The sequence below is a fragment of the Acidimicrobiales bacterium genome (assembly GCA_036270875.1).
GTDB lineage: Bacteria > Actinomycetota > Acidimicrobiia > Acidimicrobiales > AC-9 > AC-9.
In genome coordinates, this window is the sequence record DATBBR010000035.1 from 1 (window position 1) to 21,595 (window position 21,595).

The following is a 21,595-nucleotide window of genomic DNA, read 5'->3' on the forward strand; positions in this document are numbered from 1 at the left end:
GTCGCTCGAGCTGTTCGCCCGCGAGGTGATGCCCGAGCTCCGAGAGGGCGAGGACGCACGGGACAAGGCCAAGGCTGAACGTCTCGGGCCGGCTGTGGAGGCGGCCATGAGCCGTCGGGAACCGCCGCGAACGGCGCCCGACTACTCGTTCCAAGCGGCAGCCCAGGCCTGACCGCAGATCAAGGGGAGCGTCCAGCCGGCGGATGCTCTACTCTCGCGGCCAGACATAGACGTACCAGGCGGAACAAGGGGGGAGCCAGTGTTCGCTGCGCTCGGGCGGGTCGTCATCAACAACCCGTGGAAGGTCATCGCTGCGTGGGTCGCCGCTGCCGTCGTCGTCCTCGCCTTCTCCCCCCAGATCGTCTCCGTCACGTCGAACAACAACGCCAACTTCCTGCCCAGCGGGTACGAGTCGATCAAGGCCCAGAACGTCGCCAACAAGTACTTTCCGCAGCAGTCGGGCGCCACCGGCTCCTTGGTAATCAGCACGGCCAAGAACAACGTGCTGTCTTCGGCCAACATGAGCACCATCCAGGGCCTGGTCACGTCGCTCACCAACGCCCACATCCCCTCGGTCACCGCGGTGAAGACCTCGCCCGCGGCCTTTCCTCAAGGCTTCTTGGCCCCGAACGGCAAGGTCCAGCTCATCAACGTCGCCTTCAACGGCCAGCCCGGCAACACCGGTGTGAACCAGGCGGTGAAGACGGTCAGGAACGACTCGACGGCGTTCCTGAAGAACACAGGCCTTGTGTCCGGCCTCACCGGCAACGCCGCCATCAGCGTGGACACCACCAACGCCTACAGCTCGGCCGAGCAGATCATCAGCATCGCCACCCTCGTGGTGATCCTCGCCCTCCTGGGCTTCGTGTTCCGCAGCCCCATCATCGCCATCCTGCCCATCTTCATCATCGCCGTGGTGCACCAGATGGCCCAGGCCCTCACGGCCGACCTGGCCAAGGCCTTCAACTTCCAGGTGGGATCGGAGCTGGCGCCGCTCCTGGTGGTAGTGATGTTCGGGATCGGCACCGACTACATCGTCTTCATGCTGTTCCGCTACCGGGAGCGCCTGGTAAAGAACAAGGGCGAACCGACGGAGAAGGGCCTGAACGAGGCCCTCACGGTCATCGGCCTGGTGATCGCCTCCGCCGCGGGTACCGTGGCGGCAGCCTTCGCCGCCCTCCTGCTGTCCAGCCTGGGCAGCCTCCGCACGCTGGCGCCCGGCCTGATCGTCGGCGTGCTGCTCATGGCCGTCGCCGCCCTGACGCTGGTGCCGGCCATCTTCAAGCTCCTAGGGATCCACCTGTTCTGGCCGACCAAGCCCAAGCTTGCCGAGGGTCCCAGCCGGTCTACGAGGATCGCCAATATCGTCTCCCGCCGACCGGGGCGCATCGCCGCCGCCTTCGCAGGCATCCTCATCGTGATCTCCATCGGCGCCACCGCGTTCAAGCCCACGTACAACACGCTGGCCGAGCTGCCGTCGAGCACGCCCTCACAGGTGGCCTTCAACACCATGGCCAGCGCCTTCCCGCCGGGCACGCTCGGTCCCACCCAGATCTACGTCAGCTCCGCATCCGGCCCGATCAACTCGGCTGGGCTGAGCAACCTGGTCACCAAGCTCAGTTCGACACAGGGCGTGGCCCAGAACGGCGTGTCCCCGCCGCAGCTGACCGCCAACAACTCGGTAGCTCTGGTGCAGGTGCTGCTCAACCAGAACCCCTACTCGACACCAGCCATGAACGACGTCCAGGGACCGATCCGCAGCGCCGCGCACGGGTCCGTGCCCGGGTCGCAGGTCCTCGTGGGCGGCACGACCTCGAGCCTGGTCGACGTGCGCACGGCGCTCGGTCACAGCATGACGATCGTCTTCCCGGTCGCCATCTTCATCATCTTCTGCATCCTGGCCCTCATCCTGCGGGCCATCGTGGCCCCGCTGTGGCTCCTCGCCGGAGTCGGCCTGACCTTCCTCGCCACCATCGGGGCGATCACCCTGGTGTTCATCAACGGCACCGGCTACCCCGGTATCGACTTCAGCATCCCGATCGTCGTGTACCTCTTCGTGGTAGCCATCGGCTCCGACTACAACATCCTGATGTCGACGCGCCTGCGCGAGGAGTTCAACAACGGTCGGGAGCCGCACGACGCCGTACATGAGTCAGTGCTGCACAATGCCCCGACGATCACCACCGCGGGGCTCATCCTCGCCGGCACCTTCGCGTCGCTGCTCCTCACCGGCATCCAGAGCCTGCAGGAGATCGGCTTCGGCGTCGCCATCGGCGTGATCCTCGCGGCCAACGTCCTGTCCACCAGGCTGGTCCCGGCGATCGCCGCCCTGAGGGGCTGGAAATTCTGGTGGCCGCACAAGCTCCAGCAGCAGACGGCGCCGAAGGTCGCCGACCTCGTCCAGCTCCCGCCCGTCGACGTGACGAAGGCGAAGAAGCCGGCCGGGGCGGCTGACACCGGAGAGAAGTCGACCCCAGGCTCCAGCTGACAGACTGGGCCAATGCCCAAGCTCGACGCCGGCGCCAAGGCGCCATCCTTCACGCTGCCCGACCAGGACGATCAGAAGGTGTCCCTGTCCGACTTCGCGGGACAGCGGGTGGTCGTGTACTTCTACCCCAAGGACGACACGCCGGGCTGCACCGCCGAGGCCTGTCAGTTCAACGACAACCTGTCCGCCTTCGAGCGGGCCCAGGTGCCGGTTCTCGGCATCTCCCCGGACAAGGCGGCCAGCCACCAGAAGTTCCGGGCCAAGTACGGGCTGGGCTTCAAGCTCCTCTCCGACCCCGACCACAAGGTGATGGAGCGCTACGGTGCCTGGGGCGAGAAGACGATGTACGGGCGGACCACGACCGGGGTCATCCGCTCCACGTTCCTCATCGACGAGCAGGGCAGGATCGCCCGCTCCTGGTACAACGTCAAGGCGGACGGCCACGCGTCCAAGGTGCTGGCTGAGGCGGGCGGCTAGGGCGCGAGGCGCGACCCGGACGGCGCCGGCGCTCAGTGTTGGTGCCGCGGGCACCACCAGGTCGTGCGTCCCCCGACCTGGCCTCGCGACAGGGGCTCGCCGTCCCGAGGGCAGCGTCCCCCGGGTACGCGGGCACCCAGCAGGTCGCCGGTATGCGACCCACCCCGCTCCAGCAGGTCCGTGATGACCGCACGGAGGTTACGGTGCAACCGGCGGGTCTCGGCCGTGGTGAGCGAGCCCGCCGGTCGCCGGGGATCAAGCCCAGCCCGCCAGAGGGCTTCGTCGGCGATGAGGTTGCCGACGCCGGCGAGGCGGGCCTGGTCCATCAGTCGAGCCTTCAGGGGCGCCCGGCTGTGAGCCAACCCCGCTCGCAGCGCCGCCAACCCCACGGATGCGGCGTCGGGACCCAGCGCGTCCTCGTCGGGGTCGAGGAACACGCCGCCAAGGCGACGCGGATCCACCACCGCCAGCCGGCCCCCGTCGGCGAAGCCGACGGAAAACCTGATCCATTCGGGCTTGGACCGGTCGCTCGAGTACAAAAGGCTCTCCACGCCGAGCCGGTCGTCCACCAGCAACCGGCCCGTCATCCCGAAGCGCAGCCCCAACACGGGCCCGATGACCCACCCTGGCCCCGCGTCCGGCGTCTCGGGCGCGTCGGTGTCGAGCATCAACAGCTTGCCGATGCGCCGGGCGGCCACGAAGCTCCGCCCGACCAGGGCGCTCGAGATGGAGCCGGCGTCGAGGCCTCCCTTCAGGTACCAGGCGTCCGGCGCCCCGACCATCGCGATCTGGCGGTACAGCGCGGATTCGGCCAGGCGGCGATAGGCCTCTACCTCGGCCAGCTCGGGCATGCGGGCGACCATAACCCGATGGGTCAGCCGATAAGGTTCCCCCATGCCGCCCGAGAAGCCGCACTGGGCACACCTGTTCTCCGAGGTCGTGACCTCGGGCCTGTGCACCGGGTGCGCCGGGTGCATTATCGCCTGCCCCTACGACGTGCTCGAGTACGACGAATCCAACGGTGCGTACAAGCCGTTCCACGTCGACGAGGAGGGTGGCTTCGACGACTGCACCTACGGCGAGCGGGGCTGCACCCTCTGCACCCGCGCCTGCCCCCGGTTCCGGCTTTGGGAGCCGGAGATCGACACGCACCTGTTCGGGCGCGAGCGCGAGGTGGCCGAGGTCGAGGGCGTGTCAAAGGACGTCGTGCTCGCCCGGGCGGTCGACCCGGAGCTCCAGGAGGTGGGTCAGGACGGTGGGCTGGTGTCGGCCATCCTCGTATGGGCCCTCGAGCACGGCTTCATCGACGCCGCGCTCGTGTCCTACCTCGAGGGAGACGGCACCAGCTGGAAGGCCATCCCCGGCGTGGCCCGGACGCGCGAGGAGGTCCTGGCGGGGGCCGGCTCCCGCTACACGTACTCTGCCAACACCATGGCCTACGGCGAAGCCATTGCCGGCGGAGCGGAGAAGATCGGCCTCGTTGGCATGAGCTGCCAGTCGTCGGTGCCTCCGGTGATGTCAGCCCGCAAGGCGGGCAAGGTCGCCCGCCGCTTCGCCCTCAACATCGGGTTGCTGTGCTCGAAGACCTTCGACGACGCCATCTTCCCCGAGCTGTTCGAGGCCAAGTACGGGCTACGCAAGCAGGACATGGTGAAGATGAACATCAAGGGCGTCTTCCAGGTGTGGATGCGCGACGGCAGCTACCACGAGGTCCCGCTCAAGGAGTGCCACGCCTGGACGCGCGAGGGATGCAAGGCCTGTCCGGACTTCGCAGCCGAGCACGCCGACATCTCGACGGGCGGGATCGGCGCCTTCAACGACTGGACGCTGACGCTCGTACGTACCGATCGGGGCCGCGAGGTCATGGACGGATTGCTCGCTGACCGCGTGATCGAGGTTCGCCCTGGTGACGATGACCCGGGCGCGGTCGCCCTGCTGCGCAAGCTGTCGCGCGCCAGTCGCCGGCGCTGGCCGGAGACGGCCGTCTCCGGTCCCGGCCTCATGCCGCCTCCACCCCCACGGGCCGAGGCGGCGTCAACACCCCGCTAGGGCGGCTCGCACCGGCGTCACCCGCCCCGCTGGCGGGCCCGGACGAAGACCGCATCGAGCATGGCCTCGGTGAGCGTCCCGGTGAAGGTGTTCTGCTGGCTCGGGTGGTACGAGCAGATGAGGGTGCGGCCGTCGGCCAGCGGCACCTCACTGCCGTGCGCGAAGCGGGGCCGAGGCCGCAGACCCAGCCGGCCCGCCACGGCCTGGTAGGCGAACTGGCCGAGCACCACGATCACCCGCACGTCGCTGAGTAGAGCCAGCTCGCGGTCGAGGTAGGGCAGGCAGCTCTCGCGCTCGGCCGGGGTCGGCTTGTTGGCCGGAGGGGCGCAACGGACCACGGCAGAGATGTAGGCACCCCGGAGCTCGAGCCCGTCGTCCGCAGAGACGCTCGTCGGCTGATTGGCGTAGCCGGCCCGCCATAGGGCCGCGAAAAGCCAGTCGCCCGAGCGGTCGCCGGTGAAGATCCGACCGGTGCGGTTCCCACCATGGGCCGCGGGGGCCAAACCCACCACCATCAGCGTGGCGGCGGGATCGCCCCATCCTGGCACCGGGCGGCCCCAGTACGGCTCGTGGAGGTAGGCCGCCCGCTTCTCCCTGGCCACCCGCTCGCGCCACTCGACGAGCCGCGGACAACGCCGACAGCTGCTGACTTCTGCGGCCAGACGGTCGAGGTCGGAAGATCGCCGCACGGCGACGAACGTACTGCCGCCTCGCCAGCAGAGCGAGGGTCGGGCCCCGTCCAGACCGTCGAATCGGTTTCACCCCGGTGGGAGGTAGGTTGGGGAAGGTCATGGCCACCCGCCGCGCCAAGCAACCTCCCTCCACTGTCGTGCTGTTCGTCCGCCACGCCCGTACACCCACGACCGGCTCGGTCCTGCCCGGGAGGGCACCGGGACTCCACCTGGCCGACGCAGGGCGGGCCGACGCCGACAAGATGGCCGAGCGACTGGCCAGCACCGCCAAGATCGAGGCGATCTACGCCTCCCCGCTCGAGCGGGCCCGGGAGACGGCGGAGCCCATCGCCAGACGGCTGGGCGTCAAGGTGGCGGTCGAACGTGGGCTGGTCGAGTGTGATTTCGGTGACTGGACCGGCGGCGAGCTGAAGGCGCTGCGCAAGCTCCCCGAATGGCGAGGCGTACAGAGCTGGCCCAGCGGCTTCCGGTTCCCGAACGGCGAGTCCTTCACTGAGATGCAGTGCCGCGTCATGTCCGCCGTCGCCCGCCTGCGGACACGGCACGCGGGCACAACGATCGTGGCCGTCTCCCACGCCGATCCGATCAAGGCGGTGGTTGCCGATGCCCTCGGCACCCACCTCGACCTCTTCCAGCGGATCGTGGTCTCGCCCTGCTCGGTCACCGCCGTTGCCTACGGACAGAATGGTCCGATGGTCCTCGGCGTGAACGCGATGAACGGGCTCGACGAGGCACAACCGTCGTGAGCGACTCGCACGATCTCTACGACGCCGAGCGCGTGACCGTGGGCACCATCGGTCCCACGGGCCAGCGCGTCTTCCTGCTCCAGGGCCGTCAGGGATCGCTGGTGATCACCGTGAAGCTCGAGAAGCAGCAGGTGGCGGCCCTGTCCCAGTACCTGGCGAAGGTCCTCGAGGAGCTCCCCGATCCCGGGATCCTGCCCGAGGACCTGGAGTTGGAGGAGCCGCTCGACGCCGCTTGGGCCGTCGGTACCCTCGGCCTTTCCTACGACTCGGCCGCCGATCGGATCGTGCTCCTGGCCGAGGAGGCCGTCCCCGAGGAGGACGAGGAGGAGACGGTGGACGAGGCGGCGTCCATGGCGCGGTTCACGATCACGCGGGAGCAGGCCGCCGCCCTCGCCATCAGGGGGACCGAGCTGGTCGAGGCGGGACGGCCGCCGTGCCCGCTGTGTGGAAACCCCCTCGACCCCTCAGGACACGTGTGCCCCAGGACGAACGGGCATCGCCCCCCGGTCCTCTGAGCCTGCTCTCCGGTGGGGAGATCGAGCTCCAGGGCCGGCTGCCGTGGAGCTCCAACCGCACCTTCCTGGTGAACTGCAGCGACGACGGGCGGGACCTGCTGGCGGTGTACAAGCCGCACCGCGGCGAGCGGCCGTTGTGGGACTTCCCGGGGGGCTTGTACCGCCGGGAGGTGGCCGCCTACGAGCTGTCCCGCGCCCTGGGTTGGGACATCGTGCCCGAGACCATCACTCGCGCCGACGCACCACTCGGGGTCGGCTCCCTCCAGCGCTTCGTCGCCGCCGAGTTCACCGAGCACTACTTCACCCTCCTCGAGGATCCTGGGCATGTCGACGCCCTGAAGGTCATCGCCACCTTCGACCTGGTGCTCAACAATGCGGATCGAAAGAGCGGGCATTGCCTGCTCGGCCTTGACGGTCGCATCTGGGCCATCGACAACGGGCTCTCGTTCCACCCCGAGCCCAAGCTGCGCACCGTGATGTGGGACTTCAGCGGCGAGCCGGTGCCCGACAGCCTGGTGGCCGACATCGATCGCGTCGCCCGGGCTCTTCCGCCTGGGCTGGGCTCGCTGCTCGGCCCCGAAGAGCTCGAGGGCATCCACCGTCGGGCGGTGGCTGTGGTCGCCAGCCCGCGGTTCCCAGCGCCACTCCCCGAGCGACGACCGTATCCGTGGCCCCTGGTGTGATCGGACCTGGGGGCAGCCGGCGCCCGTGCCGGCGTCCCGGCCAACGATCAGCGCGGGCCGAGGACGCGGTCGGTGTAGGCGTTGGCGAACAGTCCGTCGGGGTCCATGCGGGTGCGCACGGCTTGGAACCGTTCCCACCCCGGGTACCGGGGCGAGAGGGTCGACGCCGTCTGGTAGTGGAGCTTTCCCCAGTGGGGCCGCCCTCTGACGCTGTCCATGATCGCCTCGACGCCGCGGAAATACTGCTCGTAGGGCACCCCCCGAGGCATGTGGACGGCCACGTAGCAGCTCTGCCGCCCGCTCGCCGTCGACAGCGGTATGTCGTCGCCGGCGGTGAACCGGACCTCGACGGGGAAGCCGACGTAGAGACCGCTCTCCTCCACGTAGCGCCGTACCCGCTCCACCACGCCGACCGCCGCGGCCCGGGGAACGGCGTACTCCATCTCGCAGAAGCGGACCCAGCGGGGGCTGGTGAAGACCCGGTCGCTTCGATCGACGTACTCGGTGCGTCCGGAGCTGGGAGCGATGCGGGCCAGTCGGGGGGTCCACTGCGGGCGTAGGCGGCCGAGCCGCGTGACCGCCCCGAAGGCAATGTTCTCGAAGAGGATCTTGTCCCGGAGGAACCGCCTTCCCCGGCCGGGAGAGACCGGCTCGTCAGTGCGGTTGTTGCGCTTGGTCAGCGCCCAGCCGGTATGCGGCACCCAGAAGAACTCGAAGTGGTCGTTGCCGTCCACGAGCTCGTCGATCGACGACAACACCTCGTCGAGGCGGATCGGCTCCTCCACGGCGCGCAGGTTGAAGGCCTGCTGACAGCGGAGGGTCACGGTCCACACGATGCCCAGGGCGCCGAGCCCGACCCGGGCGGCGGCGAAGATCTCCGGCTCCTCGTCCGGCGAGCAGGAGACGATCGACCCGTCGGCCGTGATCAGCTGGAGGCCGACCACGTCGGTGGCCAGGCCGCCGAGCCGCGCGCCCGTCCCGTGCGTGCCGGTCGAGATGGCTCCGGCGACGGTCTGGTAGCCGATGTCGCCCAGGTTGGCCAGGGCCAGCCCCCTCCGGGCCAGCTCGTCGGCCAATGCGGCCAGGGTCATCCCCGACTCAACGGTCACCGTCGACGCCTCGGGGTCGTAGCGCGTCACGCGGGCATGCTCGTCGAGGCGGACCTGGACACCCGAGGTGCAGGCCACGTCCGTGAACGAGTGGCCCGACCCCACCGCCTTCAGCCGCAGCCCTTCTTTGCCGGCGGACTTCACCACCTCCACCAGATCCTCGACCGAGCGAGGCCGGGCAATCTCGGCCGGGGCGCATTGCTGATTGCCACCCCAGTTCCGCCACAGACGCGAGGCAGTGTCGGCCATGTCGAGATGCTAGCCATCGACCCTTCGCAGGCGTGGGGGGTCGGTGGTCGGGCTCAGGAGCCGAGTCGCACCCCGAACTGGCTCTGGATGGCGCTGATCGCCCAATCAGCCAGGCGGTCGGAACCGGCCCTGGCGAGGTGGACGCCGTCGGGCTCTCGGACCGGTTGCTGGCCCCCCGAGGAGTCGGGCAGGTACGCGGCGTACTTGCCACTGCCGTCGATGAAGACGTGCCAGGAGTCCAGATAGGCGACGCCGGGATGGACGGCGGCCTGGCCCTCGACGATGCTGTCGAGCAGCTGCATCTGCTGCGAGACACCGGCCGAGGGCATGATGGGCATCCCCACCCAGAGCATGCGCTGGCCCTGGGCCGTCGCCTCGCTCATCATGGTGGCCACCCGCTGTGTGTAGGCGGTGACCCACTCCGGCGAGCCGAACGCAAGCGCCCTGCCACCGACGAGGAACGACTGGTTGTCGTTGGCCCCCATCATCGCCACCACGACGTCGGGTTGGAACCGGGAGATATCGGTGCGGAGCTCACCGGGCCAGTCGAAGTAGTCGGGCCGGGCCAGGCCGGTGTCGATCTTGCCGTCCAAGGTGGCCTGCACCACGCCGGTGGCCCCGAGCTTGGCCACCAGGCTCTGTCCGAAGTCCTCGCCGATCGAGTCACCGATGGCGAGGACCCGGAGTGGGCTGGCGGCCGTCGGTCGGGGAAGGGGTGGCAGCGCCGGCGGGGCGGGGCCCGGGGTGCCGGGCGGCTGTGGTGCCGCGGACGGCGGCCCGCTGGTGTGCCGCGCTCGGGGCGACGCCACCGGAACGGGCGGGGTCGACTTGACCACCGGACCCCCGGTGGGCCGACCGAGGGCGTCCTTGACGAGATCACCCAGGTAGGCGAGACCAGTCCCGTTGCCGACCCAGACGATGGGACGCAGCACCGTGAGCGCCGCCGTTCGTCGGGCGCCGAGTGGAGACGACGCGGCCGAGCGTTGGAGCGAGTGAGCGTCCAGCAGCAGCCACAGCCCGAGACAGATGAAGCCGATCACCAGGACCCGACCCGCGGGCTGGAGCCGACGCCCCGCGGGGCTCGGCCGCGTGATGCGAGCCGGTCCGGCCAGCGCGGTGCCCCCCGTGGCGTCGTCGGGCGCGGCGTCGTCGGGCGCGGTGGTGTCGGGCGCGGCGGTGTCGGGCGCGGCGGTGTCGGGTCCGGCGGTGCGCACCCGTGGGTCGGCGCGCGTGGCGATGCCGACGGCAGCGGCGCCGGCCGTGTCGCTGTCGCCGTTGCCGGTGTGGCCGCCGCCGTTGCCCGGGATCGCGTGACCTGCGGCGCCCTCGGCGCGCTCACCATCGCGCGGCCGGCGGACCGACGCGCTGTGGGCGCCGCGGCCACGGGGCGCTGGGAGCTGGGGGCGGATCTTGGGCATCAGAACCGGAAGTAGATGAACGGGGCGACACCCTGGGGCCCGAGGGTGGTGATGCCGAACAACGTTATGGCGAGGATGACCCCCTGCCCCGCCGGGCGGAGCCTGGAGAAGGCGACGCGGGCTCGGTCCACGACGTCATGGGGCACGTACTGCGCCCCGATGCCGACGGCAATGGCCAGCACGACCAGGGGCGTGACCTCGGGCGCCGGTCCCCAGGCCGTGAAGAGTCGCCGCAATAGGGTGAGCGCCGTCGAGAACGAGTCCGAACGAAAGAACACCCAAGCCAGACACACCACGTTGAACGTGATCACCCTCTGGGCGATGCGGTCCCATCGTGTGTCAGGGAGGGGGTCGAGGCCCCGAGCCTCACGGCGGGAGCGACGCCAGTGGCCCGTCACCTGTCCGACGCCGTGGATCGTCCCCCACATGACGAACGTCCACGCCGCGCCGTGCCACAGGCCGCCGAGCACCATGGTGATCATGACGTTGCGATAGGTCGCCAGCCGGGACCCGCGGTTGCCCCCCAGGGGGATGTAGAGGTAGTCGCGCAGCCAGCGGGACAGCGTCATGTGCCACCGTCGCCAGAAGTCCTGGAGCGTGCGGGCGCTGTACGGGCTGTCGAAGTTGTCGGGGAACTTGAACCCGAGCAGCAGGGCCACACCGATGGCGATGTCGGTATAGCCGCTGAAGTCGGCGTAGATCTGCACTGCGTAGCCGTAGATGGCGACGATGATCTCGAGCGAGCTGTGCTGGCCCGGGCTGTTGAACACGGGGTCGACGATGGCCGTGGCCAGGAAGCTGGAGAGCACCACCTTCTTGAACAGGCCGCCGAAGATGAGATAGGCCGCCCTCGAGAAGTCGACCTTGCGCGGGTCCCGCCGGGTGCGGATCTGGGGCAGCAGCTCGGAGCCACGCACGATGGGCCCGGCTACGAGGTGGGGGAAGAAGGAGAGATAGGTGGCGAAGTCGAGCCAGTTCGCCGGCTCCAGGGAACGGCGGTAGACGTCGATCACGTAGCTGAGGGCCATGAAGGTGAAGAACGAGATGCCTACCGGCAGGGTGACCTGGAGCAGCGGCAGCGACGCCCCGAGGCCCATGCCGTGCAGGACGTTCGCCACGTTGACGGCAAAGAAGCCGTAGTACTTGAACCAGCCCAGCAGACCGAGCTCGGCGGCCACCGTGGCCCACAGGGCCGCCTTGCGCCGCATCGGCGAACCGGTGCGGTGGATCGTCAGCGCCCCCAGTTGGGCGAAGGCGGTCGACGCCGCCAGCAGGAAGACGAAGTGCCAGTCCCACCAGCCGTAGAAGACGTAGCTGGCGAGGATCATGAACGGCTTCCACCGTCGGGGAAAGGGCGTGAGCAGCCAGCCCACCAGGAAGACGATGGCGAAGAAGACGGCGAAGTCGATCGTGGGAAAGAGCATCAGACGCGGTGCAGCTCCCCGCCTGTGCTCGCGCGTCGCCGCGACGAAGACACTCCCCCGCCCGCCACGGTCGAGATTGTAGGCGACGCGCCAGGAGAAGTCTGAGTCTGGCCCTACCCTCGGGCCTTGAGCGCCTCGATCAGCTTGGGGAGGACCTTGTGGACGTCCCCCACGACGCCCAGGTCGGCGATGGAGAAGATGGGGGCCTCCTGGTCCTTGTTGATGGCGATGATGTTCTTGGCCCCCTTCATGCCGACCATGTGCTGGGTGGCGCCCGAGATCCCGGCAGCGAGATAGACGGTCGGCTTCACCGTCTTGCCCGTCTGGCCCACCTGGTAGGCGTAGGGCACCCAGCCGGCGTCGACGATGGCTCGGGAGGCGCCGGGCGCCGCCTTCAGGAGCTTGGCCAGCTCCTCGATCATCTCGTAGTTGTCGGCCTGGCCCAGGCCGCGGCCACCGGATACAACGATCTCGGCCTCGTCCAGCTGCGGCCCGGTGCGCTCCTCGACGTGCCGCTCGAGTACCCGGGCGGCGTCGGCCGGGCCGGTGTCGGGCACCTCGACGGGCACCACCTCGGCCGCCGATCCACCGGCGGGCTCGGCGGCGAAGGACTTGGCCCGCACCACGAAGATGCCGGGGCCGTCGCCCGTGAAGCGGCTCTTGGCCATCTGCACGCCGCCGAAGATGGCGTGGTGGGCCACCGGGACCCCGTCCTCGACCGTGAGGTCCACCAGGTTGGTGAGCACCGGGCGGTCGATCTTGGCCGAGAGCCGCCCGGCGATGTCCCGGCCGTCGTAGGTGGTCCCGATCAGGATCACGTCGGGCGTGTTGCCCGCCTCGATCTGGGCGGCGATGGCTGCCGCGACCCGGCCACCGGGAAGGGCGTCGCCCAAGTCGCCCAGGTCGTACACCTTGGTGGCGCCGTGGTTGCCGAGCTCTCCGGCCGTCGAGGCCACGTCGCCACCCCACGCCACCGCCTCGACGACCGACCCCATCGAGCGGGCCTTGCTCAGCAGCTCCTGGGTGAGGCTGGACGGGGCGCCGCCCGACGACTCAGCCACGACCCACACCTTGTCGGTTGCCATGTGTTTCAGGATCCTTCCGATTGCCGTGGGCTACAGAACCTTGAGCTGTTCGAGGAAGGCGATGATGCGCTCGTAGGCGTCACCCTCGTCGACCACGATCTCGCCCGCCTTTCGTTCCTCAGCGGCGGCCACGTCGGTGACCTCCTCGCGGGCTCCGGCCGCGCCCACCTGATCGGGCGTCAGGCCGAGGTCGGCAACCTTCAGCTGCTCGACCGGCTTGCCTTTCGCCGCCATGATCCCCTTGAACGACGGGTACCGGGGCTCGACGACACCGGCGGTCACGGTGACCACCGCCGGCAGCGGACACTCCACCTCGTCGAAGCCCGCCTCGGTCTGCCGCTCCACCCGGACCTTGCCCTCGCTGACGTCGATCTTCTTGGCGAAGGTCACCGACGGCAGGCCGAGGAGCTCGGCCAGCTGGGCCGGCGTGGTGCCCGTGTACCCGTCTGTCGATTCCGTCGCCGCCACGACCAGGTCGGGCTCGGCCCGCTTGATGGCGGCGGCCAGGACCTTGGCGGTGCCCAGGGCGTCGCTGCCTGCCAGGGCGTCGTCGCTGACGAGGATGGCCTTGGCCGCCCCCATGGCGAGCGCCGTGCGCAGGCCGCTCGTCTCCTCATGGGGGGCCATGGAGACGAGCGTCACCTCGCCACCGCCGGCGGTGTCCGCCAGCTGGAGGGCCATCTCGACCCCATAGGCGTCCGAGTCGTCGAGGATGAGCTTGCCCTCGCGGACGAGGTTCTTGGTGTCGGGGTGCAACGACCCCGGGGCGGCGGGGTCGGGGATCTGCTTGACACAGACGGCGACGTTCATGCCTGTCATTGTTCCCGACAGCCCCGCCGCTCGACCAACCGGGTCCCCACGGGCCCCAGCCCACGCGGCCGCCGGCAGCCCGGGCCGGTGCCCGCGCCCAGATCGCTAGCAGGCCGTTTGCTAGCGTCGATGGACGAGACGCGGTGCCGAGCGCAGCGAGCCCGAACCCACGCCGGCGAACGGTCGGCGATCATGACTGCCGCTGAGGAGGAACTGACGGAGTGGCCGGAAGCGACGAGGTACGGCTCTCATCTCCGGCCACCACTGAGCTCCCCCGCCTGGCCCGGCTGACCGCCAGCGGCCTGGCCTGTCGCCTCGGGTTCAGCTACGACGAGGTGGAGGACCTGCGGCTCGCCATCGACGAGCTGTGCTTCTCCCTCATCGGCACTCAGGGGCGCCCCGGCGTCGTCCACCTGCTGTTCTCCCTCGACGACGAGACGCTCGAGGTGGAGGGCACGCTCGAGAGCGGCGAGCGGGGTCCAGACCCTGTCCCCAGCGCCCTGTCGCGCAAGATCCTCGAGGCGCTGGTGGATGAGCACGAGGTCCGCCGGAACGGTCACGATCAACTGACGTTCTGGATGCGGAAGCGACGGCTCCCGATCGCCGGCTGATGGGCGTGGACAACGCGCAACGAGAGGAGCTGCGACAGAAGTTCGTCGCCCTTGCCGAGACCGGAGACCCGGCGATCCGGCGCGAGCTGGTGGAGGCCCACCTGGGCCTGGCGGAGTACCTCGCCCGGCGTTTCAGCCATCGCGGCGAGCCGGTCGACGACCTCGTCCAGGTCAGCTCGATGGCCCTGCTCAAGGCGGTCGACCGCTTCGACCCTGGACGCGGTGTCGAGTTCTCGACGTACGCGACCCACACCATCGCCGGGGAGCTCAAGCGCCACTTCCGGGACAAGGGCTGGGCCGTGCGGGCACCCCGCCGCATGCAGGAGCTCTACCTGACCCTGGGCGACAGCATCGGTCGGCTCTCCCAGGAGCTCGGCCGCTCACCGACGATCGCCGAGCTGGCCGCCGAGACCAGGGTGTCGGAGGAAGAGGTGCTCGAAGCCCTGGAGGCGGGGCAGGCTTACCGCCTGGCGTCTCTCGACGCCCCGGCGCCTGGAGAGGACGAGGGTGAGACGCTCGCCTCCCACCTGGGCGACGAGGACCCACGGATGTCGGCGGCGGAAGAACGGGCGACGCTCTCGCCACTCATCCAGGCCCTCCCTGCTCGTCAGCAGCTCATTCTCCACCTGCGCTTCTTCGAGGGGCTCACCCAGCTCGAGATCGCCGGGCGACTCGGCATCAGCCAGATGCACGTGTCACGGCTGCTTGCCCGCAGCCTGGCCGAGCTCAGGACGGCGGCGGAGCAGAGCTAGCGACGCCCCGCCGCACTGGCGGCCCGCCGGAGCCCGAGAACGTGTTGCAGCAGGCTGGCGCCTCCGGCTAGGCTCACGGCCAATCCGGGTGCTCTGCGCTAGGTTCTCGGCAAGGAGCATGTGAATTGAATCACAAGGCCCCCGGCATCCACCCCGAGGAGGCGTCGTGGCCCTCACATGGAACCGGTCGATCGAGTGGGATACCGACGACTGGCGAAGATTCGCCGCCTGCAGGGACACCGATCCCGACCTCTTCTTCCCCATCGGCACCACCGGGCCGGCCGTCGACCAGATCGCCGCGGCCAAGCGGGTGTGCACCGCGTGCGAGGCGCAGGCCGCCTGCCTGGAGTTCGCGCTGATCACCAACCAGGAGGCCGGTGTATGGGGCGGGACCTCGGAGGAGGAGCGCCGGAAGCTGCGCAAGGCGTGGTTGACCCAGCGACGCCGGGCCTCCTGAGGTCCATCTGAGGTCCACCTAGGCAGGGGACCGGGCTGGGGCACCTCGGCGGGCCACCGGGGCCAGGCCGCCTAGACGATCTCCCCAGCCGCCTCGTCCTCGGTGGCGACAACCGGGATCCGCAGCTCGACGACGGTGCCGCCGTCACGGCGCATCACGATGTTCCCGTTCAGCTGACTGCGCACCAGGTCCCGCACGATCGACAGTCCCAGGCTCGTGCTGTTGTCGATCGAGAAGCCGTCGGGCAGGCCCTGACCGTTGTCGCGCACCTGCACCAGCAGCTCCCGCCCGTCGTTGCCGAGCACGAGGTCGACCCGACCGGCCCCGTCGCCGTGGCGCCCTGCTGCGGCATCGGGGCGGTCGCCCGGCTCGCCGCCCTCGAAGGCGTGCTCGATGGCGTTCTGGAGGAGCTCGGCCAGCACGACGGCCAGAGGGGTGGCGAGATCTGCGCTGAGATCGCCCGCGTCCCCCTCCACGCACAACTTGATCGGCCGACCGGAGACCACGGCGTCTTCGGTCATGCGGACGAGGGATCGCACGATCTCGTCGAACGGCACCTGGTCTCCGGCTTCCCGGGAGAGGATCTCGTGCACGATGGCGATCGAGCGGATCCGGCGCTCGGACTCCCGGAGGGCGGTGCGACCCTCGCCTGGTGGCAGCCGCCGGCCTTGGAGGCGAAGCAGCGAGGAGATCGTCTGGAGGTTGTTCTTCACCCGGTGATGGATCTCGCGGATCGTGGCGTCCTTCGACACGAGCAGCCGGTCCCGGCGGCGAAGATCGGTGACGTCGCGGAGCAGGACCACCGCGCCGGTCAGCTCGCCCATGCTGAGCAGCGGGATGCAGCGCACCAGCACAATGACATCCGGCCGGCGCTCAACCTCCTCGATCACCGGGAGGCGGGTGGCAAAGGCGCGCTGCACGGCGGTCTCCTCGACCCCGAGCTCGCCGAAGCGCATGCCGTCGACGTTGGAGAACACGCCCATGCGGTGGAGGGCGTTGATGGCGTTCGGCGACCCGTAGGAAACCCGGCCTCCCTCGTCGAGCACGACCACTCCGTCGCCGACCCGAGGTGACTCCTCGGTGACCGCGGCCTCGTCGCTGGAGAAGGGGAACAGCCCGTCGGCGATCATCCTGGCAAAACGGTCGAACAGCTCGACGTACTCACGCTCGAGCAGACCCGGCCGTCGACCGACGGTGAGCGGCGACTCCCGGGTCATCACGGCGATGAGATCGCCTTCCCAGCGCACCGGGATGCACTGCATCCGGGCCCGCTCGCCTCGAGTGGTGACGAGCTCGCCTTCGACCATCTCCCCCAGCCGCCAGGCCCGCCCCAGCAGCGGCCGCTCGGCGTCATCGACCAGACGGCCGACCAGGTCCTCCTGGTGCAGGGTCTGGCCCGTGCTGGGCCTCATCTGCCCGAGCACGACGAAGCGGCTGCCCTCGTCAAGGGCGGCGGCGACCGGCACGAACAGCACCAGGTCGCCGAAGCACAGGTCGGCCAGCATCCCCCAGGAGCCCATCAACCGCTGGAGGTGCCCCAGGGGGCTGGTCTCCAGCCGGGTGTGGCGGCGGGCCACGTCGGCGGGCGTCGCCACCTCCATCGGCAGCTCCGTCGCTTCCCCTCCTTCCGCGGTCGCCCCCGGCCCGCCCGGGCCACCGACGGCCACGGCGGCACGGGCGGCGCCGCTCGTCGCGGGCGACCTCCCGCCACCGACTCCCCCGCCACCGTCTCCTCCGGCACCGTCTCCTCCGGCGCCGTTTCCCGTCGCCCCGTCGCCCTGTCGATGGGTCGGGACCGGGACTCCGGCCACGCCGCCCTGGCCCGTCGACCGCGTGGCCGCCGACGGCGTCACCGGGATGAGGCGGGGCTGGCGCTTGCGGAAGGCGCACAGCGAGTCGTAGCCCGCCGCCGTCAACAGCTGGCGGATCTCGTCCGAGCGATGTGCGACGTCGGGTAGGCCGTGGGCGTCCGAAGCCGTGGTGATCGGCACGCCGCGGGCTCGAAAGCGCGCCAACAGCGCCGGCGCCGGGTAGGCCTCACCGACGGGCTTGCGCCAGCCGGCCGACGACACCTCGGCCGCCATTCCCGACGAGGCCGCCGCCTCGGCCATCCGGTCGTAGAGCTCGTCCGGCGCGCTCGACCGGCGGCCGGCCACCTTGATCAGGTCGGGATGGGCGAGCACGTCGCACGCGCCCGACGCCGCCAGCTCCTCGAGCGCCTCGGTGTAGGCGACCCAGGTCTCGTCCACACCTCGGCGGCGCCACTCGGCCAGCGATGCCGCGTCCTCCAGATCGTCGAACCGCCACGCACCGAGCCAGTGGACCGAGCCCAGCAGCACGTCGAACGGATAGCCCTCCAGGAGATCGGCGACGTCGTCCATGCGCCCGGGGTAGTAGTCGACCTCGAGCCCCAGGGCGATGGGCAGGCCGGCTCCCTTCGCCTCGAGCACCGAGTGGACATAGGCGTCGAGGTCCGCCCGGGCGTGCTCGCCCCAGTACGCCGCCATGCTCCTCCGCAGAGCAGGATCGGGGTCGGCATCCCAGAACCGGCCCAACAGGGCGTCGGCTTGGACGAAGCGGAAGAGGTGCTCGGTGACGGCGATCTCGGTGATCCCTGCGGCCCCGGCACGCCGGCAGTACGCCGCCAGCTGCTCGACGGTGACATCGGTGTCGCGCTCGCCGTGGGGCCACAGGTGGAGGTGATAGTCGAGCACGGGGCCAATGGTACGGGGCGCCGGAGACCGGGTCGCCTGGTCAGTCGGCCCGGCGTATGAGGGTCATCCCGTCCCGCACGGTCATCTGGACGCAGACGACCCTCGGGTCGCTGGCGACGTGGTCGTTGAAGGCCCGGACCTCCTTGGTGAGGTCGTCCTGCTCGCTCGGATCGGCGACCGCACCACTCCACAGCGTGTTGTCGGCGACGATCACCCCACGTGGAGCCAGCTTGGGGAGGACGGCCTCGTAATAGTCGACATAGCCGGGCTTGTCGGCGTCGATGAAGACGAGATCGAAGGGTCCGTCGAGGCCGCGGATGGTCTCCAGCGCCCGACCCAGCCGCACCTCGATGCGGTCGGCGAACGGGCTGGCGCTGATGTGGAGGCGGGCCATCTCCGCGTGCCGGGGGTCGACCTCGCAGGTCACGATGTGGCCGTCGTCGGGAAGCCCAGCCGCCATCGAGAGGGCGGAGTAGCCGGTGAAGGTGCCGATCTCGAGGACCCGGCGGGCGGCGGAGATGAAGACCAGCATCTCCAGGACCCGGCCCTCGACTGGACCGACCATCATGCCCGGGGCGGACAGCTTGCTTCGGGTCTCCTCCGCCAGCGCTTCGAGGTACGGAGGGGGTGGAGTCGTGTGGTTCTCGGCGTAGCGCTCGATCTCGGCCGCCACGATGTCGGGCACGGTCGGCTCCTTCCTGTGCCCCTGTCGGGGCGCTGGGCTCAGCTCTTTTGGGCCGGCCTCCCGGGCCGGCGTCTCAGCTCCAGATCTGCTCGCCGAGACGCGCCAGGCCGGCCAGGTCGTAGATATCGGTGTCGAAGTACGGCACGCTGGCGACGACCTCGGGGGTGACGGCCAGCTCCGCCTGTTGCTCGGCCTCCCGGCACGCCACCACCTGGAAGTTGAGGAAGCTCTCGGCGACCTCGTCGAGGACGCGGTGGATCTGGGCCGGCTCGGCCAGCCCGGGAGCCAGCGCCTGGGAAAGCTCGTCGCCCCGATCCCGCAGCCGATCAGCGACTTCCGCCGAGCGGTCGCTGCGCATGTAGTCGGGCAGGACCTTGTTCAGGATCACCGCACCCAGGTGGAACCCCTTCTTGGACATGACGTCGATGAACTGCTCGGCCTCCCGAAGGGGCGCGGCCTCGAGGGTGCTCACGACCATGAATGTGGTGCGCCGCTCGTGGAGTAGGCGCTCGACGGCATGGGCCCGCTTGACGAACCCGTCGTACATGGTCTGGAAGAGCATGAAGAACTCGGCGATGTCCTGGAGGAACTGCGTGCCGAGGATGCGGTCGGCCACCTGGTAGAAGGGTCGGGAGGCGAAGTTCACGACCCGGGAGCGGTAGGGGACGATCAGCCAACGCAGCAAGCGGCTGGAGAAGAACTCCGCCATGTGCTCGGGGGCTTCGAGGAAGTCGATGGCGTTGCGCGACGGCGGCGTGTCCACGACGATCAGGTCGTAGGTCCCTTCGTTGTGGATCTCGTACAGGCGCTCCATGGCGATGTACTCGTGGCTCTGCACGAAGCGGCCCGACACGTTCTGATAGAGCGGGTTGGCCAGGATCTCGCCGGCGGTACGCGCATCGGGAGCGTGGCGACGAACGAGGGTGTCCCAGGACTGCTTCGTGTCGAGCATGGCCGCCCACAGCTCACCGCGAGGCGTGATCCCGGCATCGGTGAACGCCGCTTTCGGCACCCGCGTCTCCTCGTTGCCGATCCCCTTGACGCCGAGGGCGTCGGCGAGCCGCTTGGCGGGATCGACGGTGAGGACCAGCACCTTGCCCCCCTGCCGCACGGCCGCCATTGTCGCCGCCGCGGCGGCCAGGGTGGTCTTACCGACCCCACCGGACCCACACGAGACGACAATCTCCTTGGCCGCCAGGAGCTGGTCCAGCGAGCCGGCGCGGGCCGGCGCCGTTGTGGTCCGCATCAGTAGCCCAGCTCGGCCGATAGCGCGGCGGCCACCTGGCCGGTGGCCCGGAGGCCGTGGGACCGGGCGAACAGGTACGGGACGTAGAGCATGGGCACGGCCGGGTCGACCGCGGCCCGGAGGCGCTCGAGGTGAGTGGCTCCAGTACGGCGCATGGTGACGGCCAGGCCGGCGCCGTCGAGCACCGGCTGCACGTCGCCGTCCACCCCCTTGGCCAGCGCGGACGCTCGGTCGGGCTCGGCCAGCGCCTCGAACACGGCTTCCTCGCCCCGTCCGAACAGCTCCGGCAGCACCCGGTTGACCACGATGGCTGCGAGAGAGACGCTCGTCTCCTCTCTGACCCGGCCGGCCAGCTCGATGGTCTCGTTGACCGGCATCTCCTCCGGCGTGGCGACGATGCACAGCCCGGTCAGGAAGGGATCCGACAGGATGTCCAGTATCCAGCCCGTCTGCTGGCGCACCGGGCCGATGCTGACGAGATCGTTGATGGCCTGCGGCGCAGCCAGCTGGCCGATGACGTGTCCCGTGGGCGGGGCGTCCACGACCACCAGGTCCCAGTTGCGCTCGCGCACCTCGTAGCAGAGCTTGCCCACGACGAGGATCTCCCGGACACCGGGAGCGGCGGTGGCGACGAACTCGAAGGCTCGGGCGATCGGGCCGATGCGACCCACGACCGGCACGCGAAGGTTGAGCCGTAGGTACTCGCGCAGCGACGCCTCTGTGTCCATGGACATCGCCCACAGCCTCGGGTGCACCTCCGTGGGGTGGAAGCTGGTGTGGCCCGTCTCGAGGGCGTCGGCGATGGCCCCCTTGGCGTCGATCTCGCAGAGGAGGGTGCGCTTGCCGCGATTGGCAGCCAGGAGGGCTAGCGACGAGGCCACGGTGGTCTTGCCGACGCCACCCTTTCCCGTCACAAAGAGCAGCTTGCGCTCGAGGATGTCGGCCGGCACTCTCCGCCGGGGTGTCTCCTCGGGCCGGGCGCCCGGGCCGCCCGCTTCTTCGGGCTGGCCTCCCGGGCTGCCCACATCTTCGGACCGGCCTCCCGGGCCGCCCGGCGAGCCCTCAGGGGGCACCAAAACCAACCCTGCGGTCGTCGCTGGCCGCGCCCACCTCCACGTAGGCCACCCGGGCCACCGGCACACCGACGCGCCGGCCTCGGCGATCGGTCAGCCACAGCACGCTGTCGGGACGAGCCAGCGTCGCGTCGATATCGTCCATCAGCTTGTCGCGGTTGGAGTCGTCGGCCACCTCGACCTCGATCTCCTTGTTCGTGTGGATGACACCGATGCGAATGTCCACCAGCATGCTCCCTCTGGTCGGCCATGTCCGGCGGTGGACGGGCCTCGGACATCGTATGCCGGAGCCGGGCAGGTCCTGGCCCGGCC

At 69.9% G+C, this 21,595-nt stretch carries 21 protein-coding genes; 9 read left to right on the plus strand and 12 right to left on the minus strand.

From position 1 onward, the window contains the following. The first annotated feature begins 259 nt into the window (after nucleotides 1-259). The gene (locus VH112_04015) at nucleotides 260-2,488 is read left to right on the plus strand and encodes an MMPL family transporter (protein HEX4539387.1); all 2,229 of its coding nucleotides are present in this window, start codon (nucleotides 260-262) and stop codon (nucleotides 2,486-2,488) included. Between the two features lie 12 nt (nucleotides 2,489-2,500). Beyond that, nucleotides 2,501-2,965 carry a thioredoxin-dependent thiol peroxidase gene (gene bcp, locus VH112_04020; protein HEX4539388.1) on the plus strand — a complete coding sequence of 155 codons (465 nt, stop codon included), beginning with the start codon at nucleotides 2,501-2,503 and terminating at the stop codon, nucleotides 2,963-2,965. Between the two features lie 32 nt (nucleotides 2,966-2,997). Here bcp and VH112_04025 read toward each other — a convergent pair whose 3' ends face one another. Beyond that, a complete protein-coding gene (locus tag VH112_04025; protein HEX4539389.1) occupies nucleotides 2,998-3,816 on the minus strand; it encodes a DNA-formamidopyrimidine glycosylase family protein in 819 nt (272 codons plus the stop codon). A 43-nt stretch (nucleotides 3,817-3,859) separates the two neighbouring features. Between VH112_04025 and VH112_04030 the strand changes: the two genes are divergently transcribed. After that, a complete protein-coding gene (locus tag VH112_04030) occupies nucleotides 3,860-5,014 on the plus strand; it encodes a Coenzyme F420 hydrogenase/dehydrogenase, beta subunit C-terminal domain (protein HEX4539390.1) in 1,155 nt (384 codons plus the stop codon). Nucleotides 5,015-5,031: 17 nt separating this feature from the next. On the opposite strand, the gene VH112_04035 is transcribed toward VH112_04030, so the two are convergent. Then, entirely contained in the window at nucleotides 5,032-5,703 is a 672-nt protein-coding gene (locus tag VH112_04035; protein ID HEX4539391.1) for a uracil-DNA glycosylase, read from the minus strand. A 101-nt stretch (nucleotides 5,704-5,804) separates the two neighbouring features. On the opposite strand from VH112_04035, the gene VH112_04040 reads away from it, so the two are divergent. Genes VH112_04040 through VH112_04050 form a run of 3 tightly spaced genes read left to right on the plus strand, consistent with a single transcriptional unit; the run spans nucleotide 5,805 to nucleotide 7,650 of the window. Continuing rightward, complete coding sequence (locus tag VH112_04040) at nucleotides 5,805-6,452, plus strand: MSMEG_4193 family putative phosphomutase (protein HEX4539392.1); 648 nt, start codon at nucleotides 5,805-5,807, stop codon at nucleotides 6,450-6,452. After that, nucleotides 6,449-6,967 (plus strand): DUF3090 family protein, encoded by a 519-nt coding sequence (locus tag VH112_04045; GenBank protein ID HEX4539393.1) that lies wholly within the window; start codon nucleotides 6,449-6,451, stop codon nucleotides 6,965-6,967. Before VH112_04040 ends, VH112_04045 begins: the two co-directional genes overlap by 4 nt. After that, on the plus strand, nucleotides 6,928-7,650 hold the full coding sequence (locus VH112_04050) for an SCO1664 family protein (GenBank protein HEX4539394.1): 723 nt from the start codon (nucleotides 6,928-6,930) through the stop codon (nucleotides 7,648-7,650). Before VH112_04045 ends, VH112_04050 begins: the two co-directional genes overlap by 40 nt. A 47-nt stretch (nucleotides 7,651-7,697) precedes the next feature. Here VH112_04050 and VH112_04055 read toward each other — a convergent pair whose 3' ends face one another. From VH112_04055 to VH112_04075, 5 genes are all read right to left on the minus strand, one after another. Further along, the gene (locus tag VH112_04055) at nucleotides 7,698-9,008 is read right to left on the minus strand and encodes a D-arabinono-1,4-lactone oxidase (GenBank protein HEX4539395.1); all 1,311 of its coding nucleotides are present in this window, start codon (nucleotides 9,006-9,008) and stop codon (nucleotides 7,698-7,700) included. 53 nt (nucleotides 9,009-9,061) lie between these two features. Further along, nucleotides 9,062-10,426, minus strand: coding sequence for a DUF459 domain-containing protein (locus VH112_04060; protein HEX4539396.1), 1,365 nt, complete (start codon nucleotides 10,424-10,426; stop codon nucleotides 9,062-9,064). Beyond that, complete coding sequence (locus VH112_04065; protein HEX4539397.1) at nucleotides 10,426-11,850, minus strand: MBOAT family protein; 1,425 nt, start codon at nucleotides 11,848-11,850, stop codon at nucleotides 10,426-10,428. Before VH112_04065 ends, VH112_04060 begins: the two co-directional genes overlap by 1 nt. Before the next feature lie 113 nt (nucleotides 11,851-11,963). Continuing rightward, nucleotides 11,964-12,935, minus strand: a complete 972-nt coding sequence (locus VH112_04070) for an electron transfer flavoprotein subunit alpha/FixB family protein (GenBank protein ID HEX4539398.1) — start codon at nucleotides 12,933-12,935, stop codon at nucleotides 11,964-11,966. A 30-nt stretch (nucleotides 12,936-12,965) separates the two neighbouring features. Then, the gene (locus tag VH112_04075) at nucleotides 12,966-13,745 is read right to left on the minus strand and encodes an electron transfer flavoprotein subunit beta/FixA family protein (GenBank protein ID HEX4539399.1); all 780 of its coding nucleotides are present in this window, start codon (nucleotides 13,743-13,745) and stop codon (nucleotides 12,966-12,968) included. Between the two features lie 221 nt (nucleotides 13,746-13,966). On the opposite strand from VH112_04075, the gene VH112_04080 reads away from it, so the two are divergent. The 3 genes from VH112_04080 (at nucleotide 13,967) to VH112_04090 (ending at nucleotide 15,565) form a co-directional block, all read left to right on the plus strand. Next, a complete protein-coding gene (locus VH112_04080; GenBank protein HEX4539400.1) occupies nucleotides 13,967-14,356 on the plus strand; it encodes a hypothetical protein in 390 nt (129 codons plus the stop codon). Further along, nucleotides 14,356-15,108 carry a SigB/SigF/SigG family RNA polymerase sigma factor gene (locus VH112_04085; protein ID HEX4539401.1) on the plus strand — a complete coding sequence of 251 codons (753 nt, stop codon included), beginning with the start codon at nucleotides 14,356-14,358 and terminating at the stop codon, nucleotides 15,106-15,108. Before VH112_04080 ends, VH112_04085 begins: the two co-directional genes overlap by 1 nt. Nucleotides 15,109-15,274: 166 nt before the next feature. Further along, on the plus strand, nucleotides 15,275-15,565 hold the full coding sequence (locus VH112_04090; GenBank protein HEX4539402.1) for a WhiB family transcriptional regulator: 291 nt from the start codon (nucleotides 15,275-15,277) through the stop codon (nucleotides 15,563-15,565). A 71-nt stretch (nucleotides 15,566-15,636) separates the two neighbouring features. Here VH112_04090 and VH112_04095 read toward each other — a convergent pair whose 3' ends face one another. From VH112_04095 to VH112_04115, 5 genes are all read right to left on the minus strand, one after another. Further along, nucleotides 15,637-18,279 (minus strand): histidine kinase N-terminal domain-containing protein, encoded by a 2,643-nt coding sequence (locus tag VH112_04095; protein HEX4539403.1) that lies wholly within the window; start codon nucleotides 18,277-18,279, stop codon nucleotides 15,637-15,639. Nucleotides 18,280-18,319: 40 nt separating this feature from the next. Further along, complete coding sequence (locus tag VH112_04100; GenBank protein ID HEX4539404.1) at nucleotides 18,320-18,964, minus strand: O-methyltransferase; 645 nt, start codon at nucleotides 18,962-18,964, stop codon at nucleotides 18,320-18,322. A gap of 73 nt (nucleotides 18,965-19,037) precedes the next feature. Further along, complete coding sequence (locus tag VH112_04105) at nucleotides 19,038-20,210, minus strand: ArsA-related P-loop ATPase (protein ID HEX4539405.1); 1,173 nt, start codon at nucleotides 20,208-20,210, stop codon at nucleotides 19,038-19,040. After that, on the minus strand, nucleotides 20,210-21,283 hold the full coding sequence (locus VH112_04110) for an ArsA family ATPase (protein ID HEX4539406.1): 1,074 nt from the start codon (nucleotides 21,281-21,283) through the stop codon (nucleotides 20,210-20,212). The genes VH112_04105 and VH112_04110 overlap by 1 nt, the downstream gene beginning before the upstream one ends. Beyond that, complete coding sequence (locus VH112_04115) at nucleotides 21,273-21,509, minus strand: DUF3107 domain-containing protein (protein HEX4539407.1); 237 nt, start codon at nucleotides 21,507-21,509, stop codon at nucleotides 21,273-21,275. The genes VH112_04110 and VH112_04115 overlap by 11 nt, the downstream gene beginning before the upstream one ends. Nucleotides 21,510-21,595: the final 86 nt, after the last annotated feature.

What these genes read in the sequence shown, in the direction of transcription:
- VH112_04040 (HEX4539392.1), top strand. Translation starts at nt 5,805, where the DNA reads ATGGCCACCCGCCGCGCCAAGCAACCTCCCTCCACTGTCGTGCTGTTC.
- VH112_04025 (HEX4539389.1), bottom strand. Translation starts at nt 3,816, where the DNA reads ATGCCCGAGCTGGCCGAGGTAGAGGCCTATCGCCGCCTGGCCGAATCC.
- VH112_04030 (HEX4539390.1), top strand. Translation starts at nt 3,860, where the DNA reads ATGCCGCCCGAGAAGCCGCACTGGGCACACCTGTTCTCCGAGGTCGTG.
- VH112_04085 (HEX4539401.1), top strand. Translation starts at nt 14,356, where the DNA reads ATGGGCGTGGACAACGCGCAACGAGAGGAGCTGCGACAGAAGTTCGTC.
- VH112_04105 (HEX4539405.1), bottom strand. Translation starts at nt 20,210, where the DNA reads ATGCGGACCACAACGGCGCCGGCCCGCGCCGGCTCGCTGGACCAGCTC.
- VH112_04075 (HEX4539399.1), bottom strand. Translation starts at nt 13,745, where the DNA reads ATGAACGTCGCCGTCTGTGTCAAGCAGATCCCCGACCCCGCCGCCCCG.
- bcp (HEX4539388.1), top strand. Translation starts at nt 2,501, where the DNA reads ATGCCCAAGCTCGACGCCGGCGCCAAGGCGCCATCCTTCACGCTGCCC.
- VH112_04060 (HEX4539396.1), bottom strand. Translation starts at nt 10,426, where the DNA reads ATGCCCAAGATCCGCCCCCAGCTCCCAGCGCCCCGTGGCCGCGGCGCC.
- VH112_04065 (HEX4539397.1), bottom strand. Translation starts at nt 11,850, where the DNA reads ATGCTCTTTCCCACGATCGACTTCGCCGTCTTCTTCGCCATCGTCTTC.
- VH112_04070 (HEX4539398.1), bottom strand. Translation starts at nt 12,935, where the DNA reads ATGGCAACCGACAAGGTGTGGGTCGTGGCTGAGTCGTCGGGCGGCGCC.
- VH112_04055 (HEX4539395.1), bottom strand. Translation starts at nt 9,008, where the DNA reads ATGGCCGACACTGCCTCGCGTCTGTGGCGGAACTGGGGTGGCAATCAG.